Annotated in this window: 14 protein-coding genes; 13 read left to right on the plus strand and 1 reads right to left on the minus strand. The window is 65.5% G+C overall.

The annotated features are described in order from the left end of the window. Positions 1–93: 93 nt before the first annotated feature. Complete coding sequence (locus ACQY5K_RS01180) at positions 94–3375, plus strand: glycosyltransferase (protein WP_428119320.1); 3282 nt, start codon at positions 94–96, stop codon at positions 3373–3375. Here the strand turns inward: ACQY5K_RS01180 and ACQY5K_RS01185 are convergent. Continuing rightward, positions 3339–4847 (minus strand): KamA family radical SAM protein, encoded by a 1509-nt coding sequence (locus tag ACQY5K_RS01185; protein WP_428119322.1) that lies wholly within the window; start codon positions 4845–4847, stop codon positions 3339–3341. The genes ACQY5K_RS01180 and ACQY5K_RS01185 overlap by 37 nt on opposite strands. A 246-nt stretch (positions 4848–5093) precedes the next feature. Between ACQY5K_RS01185 and manB the strand changes: the two genes are divergently transcribed. From manB to ACQY5K_RS01245, 12 genes are all read left to right on the plus strand, one after another. Beyond that, complete coding sequence (gene manB, locus ACQY5K_RS01190; protein ID WP_428119324.1) at positions 5094–6452, plus strand: phosphomannomutase/phosphoglucomutase; 1359 nt, start codon at positions 5094–5096, stop codon at positions 6450–6452. Positions 6453–6536: 84 nt separating this feature from the next. Further along, on the plus strand, positions 6537–6773 hold the full coding sequence (locus ACQY5K_RS01195) for a Trm112 family protein (RefSeq protein ID WP_428119326.1): 237 nt from the start codon (positions 6537–6539) through the stop codon (positions 6771–6773). Then, positions 6770–7888 carry an SIS domain-containing protein gene (locus ACQY5K_RS01200; RefSeq protein WP_428119328.1) on the plus strand — a complete coding sequence of 373 codons (1119 nt, stop codon included), beginning with the start codon at positions 6770–6772 and terminating at the stop codon, positions 7886–7888. The genes ACQY5K_RS01195 and ACQY5K_RS01200 overlap by 4 nt, the downstream gene beginning before the upstream one ends. Before the next feature lie 71 nt (positions 7889–7959). Further along, positions 7960–8868, plus strand: coding sequence for a DNA-methyltransferase (locus tag ACQY5K_RS01205; RefSeq protein WP_428119329.1), 909 nt, complete (start codon positions 7960–7962; stop codon positions 8866–8868). An 18-nt stretch (positions 8869–8886) separates the two neighbouring features. Then, entirely contained in the window at positions 8887–9447 is a 561-nt protein-coding gene (locus tag ACQY5K_RS01210) for a hypothetical protein (protein WP_428119331.1), read from the plus strand. A 46-nt stretch (positions 9448–9493) separates the two neighbouring features. Beyond that, complete coding sequence (ahcY, locus tag ACQY5K_RS01215) at positions 9494–10951, plus strand: adenosylhomocysteinase (protein ID WP_428119333.1); 1458 nt, start codon at positions 9494–9496, stop codon at positions 10949–10951. Between the two features lie 54 nt (positions 10952–11005). Beyond that, a complete protein-coding gene (locus ACQY5K_RS01220) occupies positions 11006–11650 on the plus strand; it encodes a ComF family protein (protein WP_428119335.1) in 645 nt (214 codons plus the stop codon). A 72-nt stretch (positions 11651–11722) separates the two neighbouring features. After that, the gene (hpf, locus tag ACQY5K_RS01225) at positions 11723–12322 is read left to right on the plus strand and encodes a ribosome hibernation-promoting factor, HPF/YfiA family (protein WP_428119337.1); all 600 of its coding nucleotides are present in this window, start codon (positions 11723–11725) and stop codon (positions 12320–12322) included. Between the two features lie 86 nt (positions 12323–12408). Then, positions 12409–15225, plus strand: a complete 2817-nt coding sequence (gene secA, locus ACQY5K_RS01230; protein ID WP_428119339.1) for a preprotein translocase subunit SecA — start codon at positions 12409–12411, stop codon at positions 15223–15225. Between the two features lie 21 nt (positions 15226–15246). After that, positions 15247–16368 (plus strand): peptide chain release factor 2, encoded by a 1122-nt coding sequence (gene prfB / locus ACQY5K_RS01235; RefSeq protein WP_428122807.1) that lies wholly within the window; start codon positions 15247–15249, stop codon positions 16366–16368. Positions 16369–16503: 135 nt separating this feature from the next. Continuing rightward, positions 16504–17292: a cell division ATP-binding protein FtsE gene (ftsE, locus tag ACQY5K_RS01240; protein ID WP_428119341.1), complete on the plus strand. Its 789-nt coding sequence runs from the start codon at positions 16504–16506 to the stop codon at positions 17290–17292. Continuing rightward, positions 17289–18182 (plus strand): cell division protein FtsX, encoded by an 894-nt coding sequence (locus ACQY5K_RS01245; protein ID WP_428119343.1) that lies wholly within the window; start codon positions 17289–17291, stop codon positions 18180–18182. The genes ftsE and ACQY5K_RS01245 overlap by 4 nt, the downstream gene beginning before the upstream one ends. Positions 18183–18191: the final 9 nt, after the last annotated feature.

Consider the following 18191-nt stretch of genomic DNA (forward strand, 5'->3'; position numbering starts at 1 on the left):
ATGGCCCGCCCCGAGCGATCAGTGGCCCCGGTGGGCACGTGGGGGACGCGCAGCCGTCGCTTTGGTGGGCAGGCCGGTGGCTAGCCTGCCCGAGTGGCCGCAGTGACGCTGCGCCCCGCCAACAAAGGGGCCGTCCTGTCGGCGTGGGTCGAGACGGCGGTCGTCGTGGCGAGCTGCGCGGCGGTGGTGCTGTGGCTGGATCCTGGCGGCGTCATGTCAGCGTCGACGCCAACTGGCGGCGACATGGGTGCCCACGTGTGGGGGCCTGCGTTCCTGCGTGACGAACTGTTGCCAGCAGGATCGCTCCGGGGCTGGACACCGGAGTGGTACGCCGGGATGCCCGCAATGCAGTTCTACATGGTGCTGCCGTATCTGGCGATCGTGGCGGCCGACGTCGTGTTGCCGTTCGGTGTGGCCTTCAAGCTCGTGGCGATCAGCGGCGTCGTGTCGATGCCGGCTGCGGCGTGGCTGATGGGGCGGCTGGCGGGTTGGGCGAGACCACTGCGGGCTCTGGCGGCCGTTGCGGCGCTGCTGTTTGTGTTCGACGTGAACTTCACGATCTATGGCGGCAACGCCGCCTCGACGCTGGCGGGGGAGTTCGCGTTCTCGATCGCGCTGTCTGGAGCGCTGGTGTATCTGGGCGTCCTGTGGCGCTCGCTCGAGCGAGGCACCGGGCGCGCTCGAGCCAGCGCAGTGCTTGCGGTCGTGGCACTGTGCCACCCCATTCCCCTCGCGTTCGCGGTTGCGGCGAGCGTGCTGTTGGTGGCAGTGCGTGGCCTGCACGCGTTGCCGGATCGAATCGGTCGCGTCCGCACGTTCGGCGCCGTCGTCGTGGCAGGCGCGCTCTGGGTCGGCCTGTGGAATCTCACCGAGTCGCCGGTGCTGCGCCTCGCGGCACCGGTCGCATGTATCGGGGTGCTTGTCGTGCTTGAGTGGCGGCGCGCGTGGCATGCGCTTGTCATCGGCGTCGTCGCAGGCTTGTTGTCTGCGTTCTGGACGGTGCCGTTTTTCGCCCGGAGAGCATTTCTCAACGACATGGGCTGGGAGCGCATCACGTCGGTGCGCGAGCACCTGTTCTTCACCGACCGGATCAGCGGCGATGGCACCCACCTGAGCATCACGTGGCTGCTGGTGCTGGCCGGCGTCGGCGCTGTCGTGGGCTTGGCGCGCTGGAATCGGCCTGCAATGACGTGGGCCGCGATTGCCGCCACCATGGCCTTTGCATTCATCCACTGGCCCCAGCACCGTCTCTGGAATGCCCGAATCCTGCCTTTCTGGTATTTGGCGATCTATGTGCTGGCGGCGATCGGCCTCTGGCTGATTGTCGACGCGTTGGTCCGCGCCGGGCCGGAGGCCGGTGTCGGTTTTGCGGCGCGCTGGATGCTGAAGCTGGCTCCCCTCGGGGCGCTCGTGGCAGCGCTGTTCCTGATTGCGCTGTACCTCGGCAACTCGCCGGGCGGCGGCTATACCTCGGACGGCGCGTACCGCTGGGGCCCGTTCACCGTCTCTGCGGAGGATCGCAACTTCGTGGGCGGCTGGGCGCGATGGAACTTCCGCGGCTATGAAGGACGGCCATCCTATCCCGAGTATCACGATTTCGTCGAGACGATGGACGACATCGGCGACAGCTCTGGCTGCGGGCGTCTGCTGTGGGAGTACGACCGCGACGTCGTCGGCGCGTACGGCACTCCGATGGCCCCGATGCTGCTCCCGCACTGGACCGATGGGTGCATCTCGTCGATGGAGGGGCTGTTCTTCGAGTCATCGCCGACGGTGCCGTTCCATTTCCTCATGCAATCGGAGCTCTCTGCAGCGCCGTCGCGTCCGATGCGGGGCCTTCCCTACAGCGCCCTGGACTTCGAGCTCGGCGTGGCCCACCTGCAGATGTCCGGGGTGCAGTACTACGCAGCGTTCACCGCAGCAGCGACCTCGGCGGCGGAGAACTCGGCAGATCTGGCGCGCATCGCCACGTCGGGGCAGTGGTCGATCTACGAGGTCGCGCGCAGCGAGTTGGTGTCGCCGCTTCGCTTCGAGCCCGCAGTGGCGCAGAATTCGCCTCAGGCGGGGCGGGCATGGACTGATCCGGCCGTCATCTGGTGGAACGATCCGGGCGCGTGGGATGTGCCGATCGCTGCTCGCGGTCCGGCGTATTGGCAGCGCGTCGAGCTGCTGCCGCCCATCGACGCAGACGCCAATGCCCCGAACTCGCTGGCGCGCTTCAGTGCCGCGCTGCGCCGCGATCTGCCGCCTGTGCAGATCAGCGACATCTCGACTGAGCGCGAGTCGCTCTCGTTCACCGTGGACCGCACCGGTGTCCCGGTGCTCGTGAAGGTGTCCTATTTCCCAAACTGGTCCGTGAGCGGCGCCGACGGCCCATACCGCGTCACGCCGAATTGGATGGTCGTCATCCCGACCGCCGAGAACGTCGAGCTCTCCTATGGCGCCACGTCGGTCGAGTACGGGGCGTGGCTGCTCACACTGCTCGGCCTGGTCGCGCTGGCGCTCGTCGGGGTGCGGCCGCCGGTCCGCTTCGACAAGCGCGAACCGTGCGCCACAGTCGAAGATGAGCAGCTCCAGCGTGAGCACCCGACGGTGCCCTCCGACAGTGACACCGGGGCCGCACCACGACCCGAAGTCTCCGTGGTGCTGCCCGCGTATCACGCAGAGCACCTCGTCGGAACGGCGGTGGCCCAGGTGAGCGCGGCGCTGTCGGGCAACGAGGCTGTCGCCGGCGGCGGTCTCGAGATTGTCGTCGTGGACGATGGCTCCAACGACGACACCGCAGGCGCGGCTCGACGAGCGGGCGCAGACGTGGTCGTCCAACTGCCCGAAAACCGCGGCAAGGGCGCAGCCGTGCGAACCGGGATGCTCGCAGCCCGTGGCCGGATTCGACTCTTCACTGATGTCGATCTGGCCTATCCGCCAGGCCAGCTCAACTCCCTGATCGACGCGCTCGACAACGGTGCAGACGTCGCCCTGGGCAATCGACGGCACGCCGACGCGAGAACGATCACCTCCGCTCCCCGGTTGCGATCGGCCGCCAGCCGTTTGTTCAACGTCTTCACCCGGTTGGTGCTGTTGCGGCGCTACCGCGACACCCAGTGCGGGTTCAAGGGCTTCACTGGTGCCGCGGCAGAGACCATCTTTTGCCGCAGCGTCATCGATGGGTTCGCCTTCGACGTCGAGGTGCTGTATCTCGCGGAGCACCTGGGTCTCGACACCGTCGAAGTGCCCGTGATCGTCGATCACACGGCGGACACGACGGTTCGCATCACTGCGCAGTCAGCCAGCGTTCTCGCCGACATCTGGCGCATTCGCCACCGTGCTGCCGCAGGTGCCTATGACACTCCGGTCGACGTTCCGGCGGTCTCATAGCGCACATGACTCCCGGATCGTGCGTCCCGCATGCTGTGGTGCCGTGGCCGCATCCGTGGTGCCAAGACGGCCTGGGGCCGCTGCTGGCTGAACAATCCGGCTTCGTCGAGCAGCACGCGATCCTCGTAGTCGTCGAACCAGAGCCCTTCGGGGTTGCGCCCCACAATGCAGACCTTGCCCCGGTCGGGTGCGTTCGCCGGATTGCGCAGGATCTTGAAGATGACGACGCCGTCCTCGGCGCCTCGCAGCCCCGCAATTGGCTCGTCGGTGACGGCGGATACCTCGGTCTTGCCCTTGTAGTGCACGATCGTGAGACGTGCGTGAGACTCGACGCCCGACAGCCCGCGCTGCGATTCATTCAGCAGCTCCCACGCCGTCTCGATCGGCACGTTAAAGGCTTTGTAGGCAACAATGTTGCGTCCGCAGAAGAAGTAGTGGTTCTCGACGCCGACGCTCTTGAGCGTCCGTTGCAGGACACGCAGCGCTTCGGCGTCGTCGTTGACTCCGCCGATGATCGGTGACTGGTTTTCCACGCTGATCCAACCGCGACCGGCGAGTCTGTCGATGGCGCGCCGGGTGCTGGGGTGCCACTCATAGAAGCCGTGCTCGTCAGCGATGTATTGACCAGCCCCATCTGTGCGCAAGAACTCGTCGGGATGGTTGAAGTGGATCATCAACCGCAACGCGACCTCGGGGTAGACCTCGTGGAACCGGTCGATCATGTTGAAGAAGGCATCGTCGAATCGGTCGGGATAGAAGGCCAGCTCCTTGGTTCCGACGCGGATTGCCTCGACTCCCGCTTCAGCCAGCGAGGTGAACCACGCCGCCAGCTTGGAGTTGGGAAGCACCATGGGATCGCCGCCTGACAGCAGGATCTCCCGGAGCTTTGGCCGTCCGGTCTCGGGGTGAGTTCCGCCATTCGCTGCAACGGCGGCATTGTGTGCATGGATGTAGTCCGTCACTTCGAGAATCTTTGCGAGTCCCTTTTTCTTCACCGTGCCGTCGGTGCGCTCGATGTCTTTGCGAGCGATCAGTTCTTCTCGATAGCAGAAACGGCAATGGGCCGAGCACGTCGAGATGACATATAGCAATCCCATCTCATACTTATGCAGCAGACCTTCAATCGGACTGTAGTCAAGTTGGTTGGCAGGATCTGGATCTCCTGCGAGATCTATAGTTTCGTCGGGCGATGCCTTTACAAGTCTTTTCAGCGGTGCACTCGACGTCGCCATTTCGAAATAATGGCGTGTGAGTTTTACTGGCATTCGAGCTTCAACATCGCGCTCCGTTCCACGCAATTCCTTTAAAGCTGTCAGCTCTTGTTCGGTATAGAAATTCCGGATATCTTCAGGCGCTGCACCGCTCATGAAGGGTTCGAGACCACTAACGATCTGGCGGTCATACCGCGGGTTTTCGACCTGGTCGAGGACCAATTGTTCCCGCGATGTCGGTTGATACTTACTTTTTCTCATAGCGCCACACGCTTGCTTCTCGTCGGTTCCGTCGTCACATGTGCCGTTCATCCTAGGAAATATCGCCCACAATCGCAAGTGGCTTTCGTGAATCGTCCATGCAGCGGTGCGCGGAACACTGACATTGGGCCCCGTTTCGGCGCTCGCCGGAAGTGTCGCTCAGGCCCGTCTGACAGAGCGTTTAGCCGAGCGCACGGCGATCGAACGGGGCGCGACGGTCGGCTGCGCTTAGGCTTGCGAGCCGAGATGACAGACCCAGTTGAACCGCTTGCGGCGCACGTATTGGATGTAGTCGTCAAGGCATATGACATACGTGGCATTTACCCGTCCGAGCTCGGTCCGACGACCGCTCGAGGCATCGGCTACGCGTTCGGAATCTGGTCGGGCGCCAGCTGCGTCGTCGTCGGTCGTGACATGCGCCCGAGCGGTGTCGAGATGGCGGGCGCGTTCGCGGACGGTGCGATGGCAGCCGGGGCCGACGTGATCGACATCGGACTGGCCTCGACCGATCTGCTCTATTTCGCATCGGGACATCTCGACATGCCGGGCGCGATGCTCACGGCGTCGCACAACCCTGCGGAGTACAACGGGATCAAGCTGTGCGGTGCCGGTGCGACTCCCGTCGGCGTCGACAACGGCCTCGTTGAGATTGCCGCGATCGCCACACGTGGCGAATTGGAGCCTGCGGGAGCCGGCGAGTGCCGACAGCGTGATCTGCTCGATGCGTTTGTCACCCATGTCCGCTCATTTGTGGACGCCGGCCGGCTGGCTCCGCTGCGAGTTGTGGCCGACACAGCGAACGGCATGGGCGGCTACGTGCTGCCTGCGGTGTTCGCCGACCTGCCGTTCGACTGTGAGGTCCTCTACGGCGAGCTGGACGGCACGTTCCCGAACCATCCCGCTGATCCGATCCAGCCCGAGAATCTGATCGATCTCCAGAAACGGGTCCTCGCCACCGGCGCCGATGTCGGGCTGGCATTCGACGGAGATGCCGACCGGGTCTTCCTTGTCGATGAGGCAGGCCGGGCGGTCAGCGGTTCGCTGCTCACCGCCCTCGTGGCACGCACCATGTTGCGGCGCAGCGGTCCGGGTCCGATCCTGCACAACCTCATCTGTTCGCGAGCTGTCGGCGAGGTGATCGCCGAAGCCGGCGGGCAGCCCGTGCGCACTCGGGTCGGCCACAGCTACATCAAGTCTGAGATGGCTCGCACGGGGGCAGTCTTCGCAGGCGAGCACAGCGGCCACTACTACTTCGCGGACAACTACCGGGCTGACTCCGGTCTCATCGCAGCGCTGATCGCGCTGGAGCAGTTGAGCGAGGCCGCCGTGCCGCTGTCGGAGCTGCTGGCACCGTTCGACCGCTATGCATCCTCAGGTGAGATCAACACGCGCGTCGCAGATCCCGGCGCGGTCATACGGCGGGTGGCCGCGCACTACGGCGAACTGCCCCAGGACCACCTCGACGGACTGACCGTCGACGGGGGCGACTGGTGGTTCAACCTGCGTCTTTCCAACACCGAGCCGCTGCTGCGTCTCAATCTCGAGGCCGCCGACGCGTCGGCCGTCGAGCAGCGAGTGAGTGAAATCCGGGCGCTGCTGGCATGATCGCACCGCAGCCCGGCACGGCACGACCCGCTGCCGGCAGCCCACAAACGGCCTCGCGGAGTTGTACGGGGCCGGGAGGTCCACGTGGCGCTTGATCCCGTTCTGGCCGAGATCCTTGCCTGCCCTCAGGACAAGGGGCCGCTGTACTACGTCGCCGGCGAATCGATGCTCTATAACCCGCGCCTGCGGCGTGCCTACGCAGTCACTGACGGCATTCCCGTGCTGCTCATCGACGAGGCCACCGATGTCGAAGCCGCAGCCGCCGATGCCCTCGAGGCACGGATCGACTCCGGCGAACTCGTACCGACCTTCCAGCCATGACTGAGCTGAACCCACGGGCCACCCCCGTCGACGTCCCAATCGATGTGCCAGTCGATGTGCCAATCGATGCGATCGGCGGCCCCGACTCGATCGGCATGGCCGCCGCAGTCGACGCACTTCCCGACCAGATGGAGGCAGCGCTCGCGTCCGCCGCCTACGTCGGGGGCCTGCCCGACGCCAGTGCGGTGACGAACGTCATGGTCATGGGCATGGGCGGCTCAGGCGTTGCAGGCGACATCGTGGCGGCCTTGGCGGCGCCCGAACTGACCGTGCCGGTAGCGGTTGCAAAGGGCTACGACTGCCCGGCATTTGTCGGTCCGACGACGTTGGCGATTGCGGTGTCGTTCAGCGGAGACACCGAAGAGACGCTTGAAGCTGCGATCGCAGCCCACGACGCGGGAGCGTCGCTCGTCGCCGTCACCACGGGCGGCCGGCTCGCAGAGCTGTCGAGGCAGTGGGACGCGCCGCTGTATGCCGTGGACCCGTCGATCCCGATGCCGCGAGCCGCTGTCGGCGCCATCACCGTCGCGCCGCTCGTTGCGCTTGAGCGAATCGGACTGCTCGTTGGAGTCGATGCGATGGTCGACGCGACGGTCGCTCAACTGTGCACCCGGCGCGACCTGGGTGATGTCGAGTCTGACGCGGTGTCCGACGCGATCAGCCGGATCGGCGCAGGCCATCTGCTGCCGATCTTCTACGGCGGTGGCTTACTGGGATCGGTAGCTGCGGGCCGGGCCAAGGCCCAGGTGAATGAGAACGTCAAGATCCCCGCCTATGCGAGCGCCATGCCAGAGCTGTGCCACAACGAGTTGGCCGGCTGGGATCTCGCGGGTGCGCCCGATCAGGCGTCGCCCCTGGTCGTGTTCGCGCTCCGGCACGACTACGAGCATCCACAGATTGCCCGTCGCTATGACTTTGCGCGCCGCGTCCTGGGCGAAGCCCACATCCCGGTGCCGTATCTCGAGGTCCGAGCCCAAGGTGAGGGCCCGATGGCTCAGCTGTTCGACCTCATCTTCCAGGTGGACCGGCTCAGCCTCCGCATGGCCGCCGCCGCTGGACGCGACCCCGGGCCCATCTCGCTCCTCACCGATCTGAAGGCCTACCTTGCCCAGTGAAACAGGAGCGGGGCGCGAGACTGGCTCGGTCGTAGGCAACCTCCTAAGCGGACGGATCCAGGAAAACGCGAATGATTGATTTCGACTGCCCTTCCGATTGGGTGATCCGCGGCGACAATGCCGAGGTGCTCCCCAATCTGCCGGATGCTTCATTCCCGTTGATCTACATCGATCCTCCATTCAACAGCGGACGCGAGCAGCGCCGCACGTCGATTTCGGTAGTCCGCGATGACCAGGGCGACCGAATCGGATTCGGTGGACGTCGATACGCAAGTACGCCTCGCACTTCGACAGCGTTCGCGGATCGCTACGACGACTATCTGTGCTTCATCGCTGCGCGGCTTGAGGAGGCGCACCGGCTGTTGACGGCGGACGGGACGATCTACTTTCACATCGACTACCGCGAGGCTCACTACTGCAAGGTGCTCCTTGACGAGATCTTTGGCCGTGACCGTTTCTTGAACGAGATCATCTGGGCCTATGACTACGGAGGACGCTCGAAGCGACGCTGGCCCGCCAAACACGACACGATCCTCGTCTATGTCAAGGATCCCAGTACTTATTTCTTCGATCAAGACGCCATCGAACGGATTCCGTACATGGCGCCCGGTCTCGTTGGCAAGGAAAAAGCCGCCCGAGGAAAACTGCCGACGGACGTCTGGTGGCATACGATCGTTCCTACGAACAGCAACGAACGCACGGGCTACGCGACGCAGAAGCCTGAAGGCATCCTGCGGCGGATACTGAGCGCATCATCACGGCCCGGCGACCGGGTGTTGGACTTTTTTGCGGGCTCGGGCACCACCGGAGCTGTAGCGCAGCAGCTCGGTCGCCGCTTCGTGCTCGTCGACGACAATGATGAGGCCATTGAAACGATGCGACACCGCCTGCATGGCACCGCGATTGAGTGGGTTGATGCGGATGGGCGACGGCTGGCTGAGGTCGACGATGCGGAGCGCGAAACGGCGACGCTGTTCTAGAGAGAGAGCGGGATTTGAATGAGCTTTGTTGACCCGGAAGAGGCACGCTTCGCTGCCCTCGCCCAGGAGATACACGAGTCATATAGGGACGCTGACGACGGCGAATGGATTGACAGTCCATTCGCCTGGATCCGGACGTTGCCGTCGCGGACTGTCGGCGCAATCGGCGAGAAGCTAGTTTCGGCGTGGTGTCTTGAACTCGGCTTGGACGTCGTGCGATCACCGGATCGAGCGGCTGACCGGCTGATCTCGGGAGCGCGAGTGGAAATTAAGTTCTCGACCCGCTGGCAGAACGGCGAATACCGTTTTCAACAGATCCGCGATCAGGACTATGAGTTCCTCTTCGCGCTCGGCATCGCTCCGTTCGCAGTGCATGCGTGGTTCATTCCGAAAGCGGTGTTGAAGGCACATGTGATCGGGCAGATGGGCCAGCACACGGGCGTCGGCGCATCCGATACGGATTGGCTGGCGGTGCGCGTAGGTACTGAGCCGCAGTGGCTGCGCCCCCTGGGCGGATCCCTCAGCACTGTCCGCGAAATCCTGTCGCAGCTGGAGCGACCCGCAGGTCGTCTTCTTTAGACCGTCTAGACCGTCTAGCGCGTCGCAAGCGAAAGCAGGGCAAGACATGATCCACGACTTCGAGGTTGCCGATCTGGGGCTGGCCGCTGCGGGGCGGCGTCAGATCGAGCTGGCCGAGGGCGAGATGCCCGGGCTGATGGCCCTTCGCGCACGGCACTACGACGCGCAGCCGCTGCGCGGCGCACGGATCACCGGATCGCTGCACATGACCGTGCAGACAGCGGTGCTCATCGAGACACTGGTGGACCTCGGCGCCGAGGTTCGGTGGGCGTCGTGCAACATCTTCTCCACTCAAGACGAGGCGGCCGCGGCCGTCGCCGTCGGCCGGGAGGGCACACCCGACGACCCTCGCGGCGTGCCGGTGTTCGCCTGGAAGGGCGAGACCCTGCCCGAGTACTGGCGCTGCAACTTCCGCGCCCTGCGCTGGCCGGATGATCCGGGTCCGACGCTGATCGTGGACGACGGCGGCGACGCCACGCTCTTGGTGCATCTGGGTGCCAGATACGAGGCCGAGGGCGCTGTGCCGAGCCTCACCAGTGCCGACGGCGAGCCGACCGGCGGCGCCTCGCCTGACGAGGTCGCCGTGCACGAGCTGCTCGCAGGCCTGGCGCGAACCGAGTCGGGCTTGTGGACTGCCATGGAGGCCGCCATTCGTGGCGTGTCTGAGGAGACCACCACAGGCGTTGCCCGGCTCTACGAGATGGCCGCCAACGGCGAATTGTCGTTCCCCGCATACAGCGTGAACGACTCGGTCACGAAATCCAAGTTCGACAACCTCTATGGCTGCCGGCACTCGCTCATCGACGGCATCAACCGCGCGACCGATGTGATGCTCGGCGGCAAGGTGGCCTTCGTGGCGGGATACGGAGACGTGGGCAAGGGATGCGCGCAGGCATTGCGCGGCCAGGGCTGCCGGGTGATCGTCGCCGAGATCGATCCGATCAATGCGCTCCAGGCAGCGATGGAGGGCTTCGAAGTCGACCGTGTTGAGAATGTCCTCGACATCGCCGACATCTACGTCACCGCGACCGGCAACCGCGACATCATCTCCGCGGAGCACATGTCGCACATGAAGCACCAGGCCGTCGTCGCCAACATCGGGCACTTCGACAACGAGATCGACATGGCCGGCCTCGGCGCGCTGTCCGATGTCGGGAGGCGGACGATCAAGCCGCAGGTGGACGAGTTCGTGTTCCCGAGGGGCAACTCGGTGATCGTGCTCGCCGAGGGGCGACTCGTGAACCTTGGTTGCGCCACCGGGCATCCGAGCTTCGTGATGTCGATGAGCTTCACGAATCAGGTGCTCGCCCAGCTCGAGCTTCACGCACGCGCAGAGCAGCTCGAACCCGGCGTGCACGTGCTGCCGAAGCGGCTCGACGAGGAAGTGGCGCGGCTGCACCTCGACAAGCTCGGCGCCAAGCTCACCCGGCTCACCGACTCCCAAGCGGGATATCTGGGCATCGATTCCGACGGCCCATACAAGGCGGACCGCTACCGATACTGACATCGAGCGGGAAATCCCTCCCGCGTCACAGCACTTCAAACGTACGGTCGCAGGGTGCTGTTCGAGGTTCGGTGTCCTGGGTGCGACTTGCTGGGGTGGTGTCCGTGTGAGGCGTGCATTTCGTCGTTGCTGCCGCCGCAGCCGGCTGTGGTGGAGGGCGCATCGTCGGTTGCGCTGCTGTTCTCACACGAGGGTGTGGGGCGCGAGTTCATTCATGCGTTGAAGTACCGGCGCGAGCGCGCCATTGCACGCTGGCTGGGGGAATCGGTGGCCCTGACTCACCGGGCCCTGACTCACCGGGCGCCAGATCACCGGGCGCCAGCGCACATCGACACCGTCACATGGGCGCCGACGACGCCAGCGCATCGTCGCGCTCGGGGCTTTGATCAAGCCGAGATGGTGGCGCGAGCGGTCTCCAGAGCGTCGCGAATTCGTCGAGAGCGTTTGCTTGATCGGATCGGCACGACGGTGCAGACGGGCGCCAGCCGTGTCGACCGATTGGCCGGACCGAGCTTTGTTGCGCGCACGGCGGCGGCGGGACGCCGCATCCTGTTGGTGGACGACGTGCTCACCACCGGAGCGACGTTGCGCGTGGCCACTGCTGCGCTGCTCGAAGCGGGGGCGGATGCGGTTCATGTGGCCGCGTGCGCCCGGCGCGGCGACCAAGGCTGGGTCGACCGGCCCGATTCAGTTGCCTAACATGGCGTTCCCTTCGGAAGCGGGCGGTGCCGCCGAACCGGTGGCACACCCAGAAAGCTGAGGAAAAGCCGAGTGCAGATCTCCATCACCGGTCGCAAGGTTCAGGTTCCCGACGACGTGCGGGCCGCGGTAGAGAGGAAGATCGGAGCGCTCGACCGATTCGTCGGCGATCTGGAGCGCGCCGAGGTGGTGTTCCGGGAGGAGAAGAACCCGCGCATTGCCGAGCGAGAGCAGGTCGAGGTGACGTTGCTCGGCCACGGCCATCACGTGCGCGCCACGGTTGCGGGGACCGACCAGCACCAAGCGGTGGATCTTGCAGTCGGCAAGCTGGGCAAGCAGCTGCGCAAGCTCAAGACCCGCGTCGTGCGACGGCACCGGCCGAACCTGCAACGCGACGAGGTGCACCATCCGCTGGCGCGGCTGGACAACGACTTGGTCAACGACACCACGCCCGCCGCTGATGCTCCCGGCCCGGACGACCCCGAATGGGTGCCGCGGATCGTGCGCCGCAAGACGTTCGATCTGGAATTGATGGATCCCACCGAAGCGGTGATGCGCATGCAACTGCTCGACCACGACTTCTTCCTGTTCGTGAACATCGACAGCGACAAGCCGAGCGTCGTGTACTTGCGGTCTGACGGCCACGCAGGGCTCATCGACATCGACGGCTGAGCAGCGCACCCACACCGCGGCGCGCCCAGACAAGGCGCCCAGAAAATCTCGGCTTTCGGGCTGGAGGCCACCGGTAGCCTGCGGTTGTGGCCCTGTTCCAGCGTGTGCTCCGTGCCGGGGAAGGCAAGAAGCTGAAGGCGCTGGAGGCGTTGGTTCCAGAAATCAACGCTGTCGAGCCTTCTGTCGAGGTGCTCTCGGACGATCAGCTCCGGGCGCGAACTGCTGACTTTCGCTCCCAGCTGGATCGAGGGGCGGAACTCAACGACATTCTGATCGACGCCTTCGCTGTTTCCCGTGAGGCGGCTCGGCGTGTCATCGGCCAGCGTCACTACGACGTCCAGCTCATTGGCGGGGCAGCCCTGCACTTCGGCTGGGTGGCAGAGATGCGCACCGGCGAGGGCAAGACGCTCGTGTCGACCCTGCCCGTCTACCTCAACGCGCTGAGCGGCAAGGGTGTCCACGTTGTCACGGTGAACGACTACCTCGCAGCGCGCGACGCCGAATGGATGGGCCGCATCCATGGCTTCTTGGGCCTCGACATCGGTCTCGTCGTCCCCAGTGCGTACGACAGCGAGCACAAGCGCCGCCAATACGGCGCAGACATCACCTACGGGACCAACAACGAGTTCGGTTTCGACTACCTGCGCGACAACATGGCGCCGACGCGCACAGCGCAGGTGCAGCGCGGCCACAACTACTGCATCGTGGACGAGGTCGACTCGATCCTCATCGACGAGGCGCGCACCCCGCTCATCATCAGCGGGCGGGTCGCGGACGCGGCGAAGCTCTACCAGCAGTTCGCACGCATTGCAGCCACGATGGTGCGCGACGTCGACTACGAGGTCGAAGAGGACAAGCGCAACGTTGCGGTGCTTGAGCCGGGCATCAGCAAGGTCGAGGGGGCGTTGGGCATCGACAACCTCTACGACGAGGTCTCGGCCAATCTCGTCCACCAGATGAATGCGGCCCTGCGGGCAAAGGAGCTGTACGGGCGCGACCGCGACTACGTGGTTTCGCACGGCGAAGTGAAGATCGTCGACGAGTTCACCGGCCGGATTCTTGAGGGCCGGCGCTGGAGCGAGGGGCTGCATCAGGCGGTCGAGGCCAAAGAGGGCGTGCGGATCAAGGAAGAGAACCAGACGCTCGCCACCATCACCCTGCAGAACTACTTCCGCCTGTACGACAAGCTCGCCGGCATGACCGGCACGGCTGCCACCGAGGCTGCCGAGTTCGCCAGCACGTACGGCCTCGACGTCGTCCCGGTGCCGACCCACCTCCCGGTCGCACGGGCCGATCACGGCGACCTCATCTACAAGACCGAGTTCGTCAAGCTCGAATCGGTCGTCGATGACATCTCCGAACGGACGCGCACGGGCCAGCCGATCCTGGTCGGCACCGTGACCGTCGAGAACTCCGAGAAGCTGGCCGCAGCGCTGGACCGGCGCGGGATCACCCATAGCGTGCTCAATGCCAAGGAGCACACGCGCGAGGCCGAGATCATTGCCCAGGCGGGGCGACTCGGTTCGGTCACGGTCGCTACCAACATGGCCGGCCGCGGCGTTGACATCCTGCTCGGGGGCAACCCGGAAGGGCTCGCCCGGCGTGACTTGCTGCGCGACAAGGTCGACGCTGATGATCCCGCCAACACCGATGCCTTCATGAAGCTCGTCGAGCGCTACGAGCCCGAGTGCCGGGCCGAGGGCGACCAGGTGCGCACACTGGGCGGGCTGTACGTGCTTGGCACCGAGCGACACGAGTCGCGTCGCATCGACAACCAGCTGCGAGGCCGTTCCGGTCGTCAGGGCGACCTGGGCGAGAGCCGCTTCTATCTGTCGCTCGAAGACGACCTCATGCGCCTGTTCGCGACCGGTGCCGTGAACTGGGTGATGGATCGCACGCTGCCCGACGACGTGCCGCTCGAGGCGAAGATGGTCACCAAGGCCATCGAGCGCGCCCAGAACACGGTCGAGCAGAAGAACGCCGAGGTGCGCAAGAACGTCCTCAAATACGACGCGGTGATGAACGAGCAGCGCAAGGTGATCTACGCCCGGCGTGAACAGATCCTCGGCGGCGATGACCTGCGGGCTGAGTCGCTCGAATACCTGCGGGACGCCACCGCGGCCGCAGTCTCCGATCACTGCGCCGGCGATGTCGTGCGTGAGTGGGACCTCGACGGTCTGCTGGCGACCATCCGCACCTTCTGGCCCAGCGAGCTCACGGCGGAGGAACTGACAGGCGACGGCAGCCGTGATTGGTCGCCAGCCGATGTCACCGAGCTGCTGTGCGCTGACGGTGTGGCGCGCTACGAGGCGCGAGAAGCCGAGGTCGGCCCCACCGCCATGCGCGAGGTGGAGCGGCAGGTGCTGCTGCGACTCGTCGATCAACGCTGGCGCGAGCATCTCGCCGACATGGACCACCTGCGCGAGGGCATCCATCTGCGCGGCATCGGCCAGAAGGACCCGGTCTCGGAATGGCAGCGCGAGGGCTTCGACATGTTCGCAGCCATGCTCGAGCGGGCCTATCGAGACTTCGTGACCTACGTCATGCACGTGCAGGTCACCATCGACTCCAGCGCCGCCGACAGCACTGCTGGACCTGCAGCTGCGTCCGGCGGGGCGCCCCACGGCGTCGCGGCGACCGACAGAAACGGTCGCTCGCGGACCACAGATGTGCAGTACTCGGCTCCGGATCTGGGGCCCGCGGAGATCGGGGGCGGCAACGGCTCGGGATCCGAGGCGTCGCCGGGCAGTGTGCGCCGGGGCCCGAGCGGTCCGTCGCAATCGAGGGGGGTTGCCGCCGCAGCCACCGGCACCGTCGTCAAATCGGCTGAGCAGAAGCTGGGGCGCAACGATCCTTGCCATTGCGGATCGGGCCGCAAGTTCAAGCACTGTCACGGCCGCTGAGGCACCGCCGTGAGTCGAACATTGAGCGACTATGCCGACGCGCTGGCCGATCTGGATCGGCGCGTGACCGAGGCACATCAGTATCTGGGGATCGACGAGGCGCGTTCGGTGGCGAACGGGCTGGAGGCGGAGGCGTCAGAGCCGTCGCTGTGGGACGACCCCGACCGCGCTCGAGCCGTCACGACCCGGCTGTCGCGAGTGCGCGACGATGTCGAGCGTTGGGAGCGGGCGCGAGCCGAAGTGAACGACGCCAATGCACTTGTCGAGCTGGCGATCGAAGTGGACGACGCCGAGCTGCTTCCCGAAATCGACGAGGTGGTCGAAGCGGCCGAGCGCCGGCTCGCAGCCATCGAGCTGATGGCGCTGTTCAGCGGCGAGCACGATGAGAACGACGCTGTCTGCGAGATCAATTCGGGCGCCGGGGGCACCGACGCCTGCGATTGGGCCGAGATGTTGCTGCGGATGTACCAGCGATGGGCCGAGCGCAACGACTTCGACGTCGAGCTGACCGAGGCCACCGACGGGGGAGAGGCCGGGATCAGCTCTGCGACCTTCCTCGTGAAGGGACGGCACGCCTTCGGCTTTCTTGCAGCCGAGCGGGGTGTGCACCGATTGGTGCGTATCTCGCCGTTCGATGCGCAGTCCCGGCGGCACACGGCATTCGCCTCGCTGAGGGTCGTGCCGTTCTTCGACGAGGTTTCCGACGAGGTTCCCATCGACGAGGGCGATCTGCGCATCGACACCTACCGCTCGTCGGGAGCGGGCGGCCAGCATGTGAACGTCACCGACTCGGCGGTGCGCATCACCCACTTGCCCACCGGCACCGTCGTGGCGTGCCAGAACGAGCGCAGCCAGCACCAGAACAAGGATCGGGCCATGCAGATGCTGGCTGCCAAGCTGGCAGATCGGCAGCGCAGCGAGCGAGAAGCCGAGGTCGCAGCGCTGGCGGGTGAGCAGCGCGATGTGGCCTGGGGCAGCCAGATCCGCTCATATGTCCTGCACCCGTACCAGCAGGTCAAGGATCTGCGTACCAACGTCGAGATCGGCAACGTCGACGCGGTGCTCGACGGCGATCTCGGGGGCCTGATGGAGGCGTACCTGCGCTGGAAGCGCTCCCAACGAGGCGCCGCCGAGTCGAGCTAGCGCACGCAGCAATGTGCAGTCGAGCCAAGCGATCATCGCGCTCGCCGACGTGACCGAGTTTCGGCAGGCCGACGACGTACCTTGGGAAACGGCCCCGCCGCCAGCGGGCTGCAACCATGTGAACCTAGGGCGCGCATGATCCGCTTCGACAACGTGACCAAGATTTACAAGGGCGACACGCGCGCCGTCGACAATGTGTCGCTCAACATCGAGAAGGGCGAATTCGTCTTCCTGGTCGGTCCGTCGGGTTCGGGCAAGTCCACGATGCTGCGGCTCGTGACCTGCGAGGAAAAGGCCACTGAGGGCCAGATTCACGTAGCCGGCAAGGATCTCTCCCGGCTCAACAGCTGGCGGGTTCCCTACTTGCGGCGCAACATCGGCTCGGTCTTCCAGGACTTCAAGCTGCTGCCCAACAAGACCGTCCACGAGAACGTGGCATTCGCGCTCGAAGTGATCGGCCGGCCGGACAGCGTCATCCGGACCCAAGTGCCCGCGATCTTGGAACTGGTGGGCCTCGACGGCAAGCAGAAGCGCTTTCCCGACGAACTGTCCGGTGGCGAGCAGCAGCGCGTCAGCATCGCTCGGGCCTTCGTGAACCGCCCGCTGATTCTGCTCGCGGACGAGCCGACCGGAAATCTCGATCCCGACACGTCCTCAGAGCTCACCTCACTGCTCGACCGCATTAACCGCACCGGCACCACGGTCGTCATGGCCACCCACGACAGCTCGATTGTCGATCGGATGCGCCGTCGCGTGGTCGCGCTTCGAGGGGGCGAGCTGGTTCGTGACGAGCAGCGTGGGGCGTACGGCAGTGCAACCGGCACGTCCGAGGCTGTGCCGCCCGCCGCGCCGCCCGTACTGGGCGGCGCAGCGGCGCTCGGTAACGCAGCGGCCCGCCAGCTTCCGCCTAGGCGAGATACGTGAGTCGGATCCGCTACTTCGCTCGCGAGACCTGGACGAACATCCGGCGGAATCTCACGCTCACCTTCGCTGCCATCCTCACGGTCGCGGTGGGGGTGATGCTTGTCGGCATGGGCCTCATGGCTGGCTACGCCAGCTCGAATGCCCTTGGTCGCTGGGAGGGTGGCGTCCAGTTCGAGGTGTTCCTGCACCCCCAGATCGACGGCAGCCAGATCGACGCGCTCGGCGTCGAGCTGCAGAATCATCCCGAGATCGACCGCATCGAGTTCTTCAGCGCCGACGAGGCATATGCGCTGGTGTCCCAGCAGATGTCCGACCAGCCTGAGCTGCTCGCCCAGGTGTCCCCCGAAGCGCTGCCCGCGTCGTACCGCGTCGTTCCGCGCTCGGTCGAAGCCGAGCTGATCGAGTCGCTCGCCGCTCAGTTCCGGCAGCGGCCCGGTGTGCTCGCCGTCGAGACAGGGCGCGAGGAAGTCGATGCCATCCGGACGTGGTTCTCCTCGTTCCAGGGCATTGTGCTGCTGCTGTCGATCGTGCTGTCCGGCGCCAGCGTCATGCTTATCTTCAACTCGATCCGTGTTGCCATGTTCGCCCGGCGCCGCGAGATCGAGGTAATGAAGCTGGTGGGAGCCACCAACAGCTTCATCCGGTTCCCCTTCATGCTCGAAGGCATGCTGCACGGCCTTGTCGGCGGTGTCATCGGGGCAATAGCGGCGGGAGCACTGCGGGGCCACGTCGAGGGGCTGTTCTCGCGGTCGGAGATCCTGGCGTTCTTCCGTTCCTTCGTGGTGACCTCCAGCCAGTTCTCGACCGTCGTGTTCGTCACCGTCATCGCCGGTGTGGTTGTGGGGGCGCTCGGCTCGGCGCTCGCTGCGAGTCGCTTCTTGGACGTGTAGAACGGCTCG

This window comes from Candidatus Poriferisodalis sp. (assembly GCF_965262965.1).
Classification (GTDB): domain Bacteria; phylum Actinomycetota; class Acidimicrobiia; order Acidimicrobiales; family Poriferisodalaceae; genus Poriferisodalis.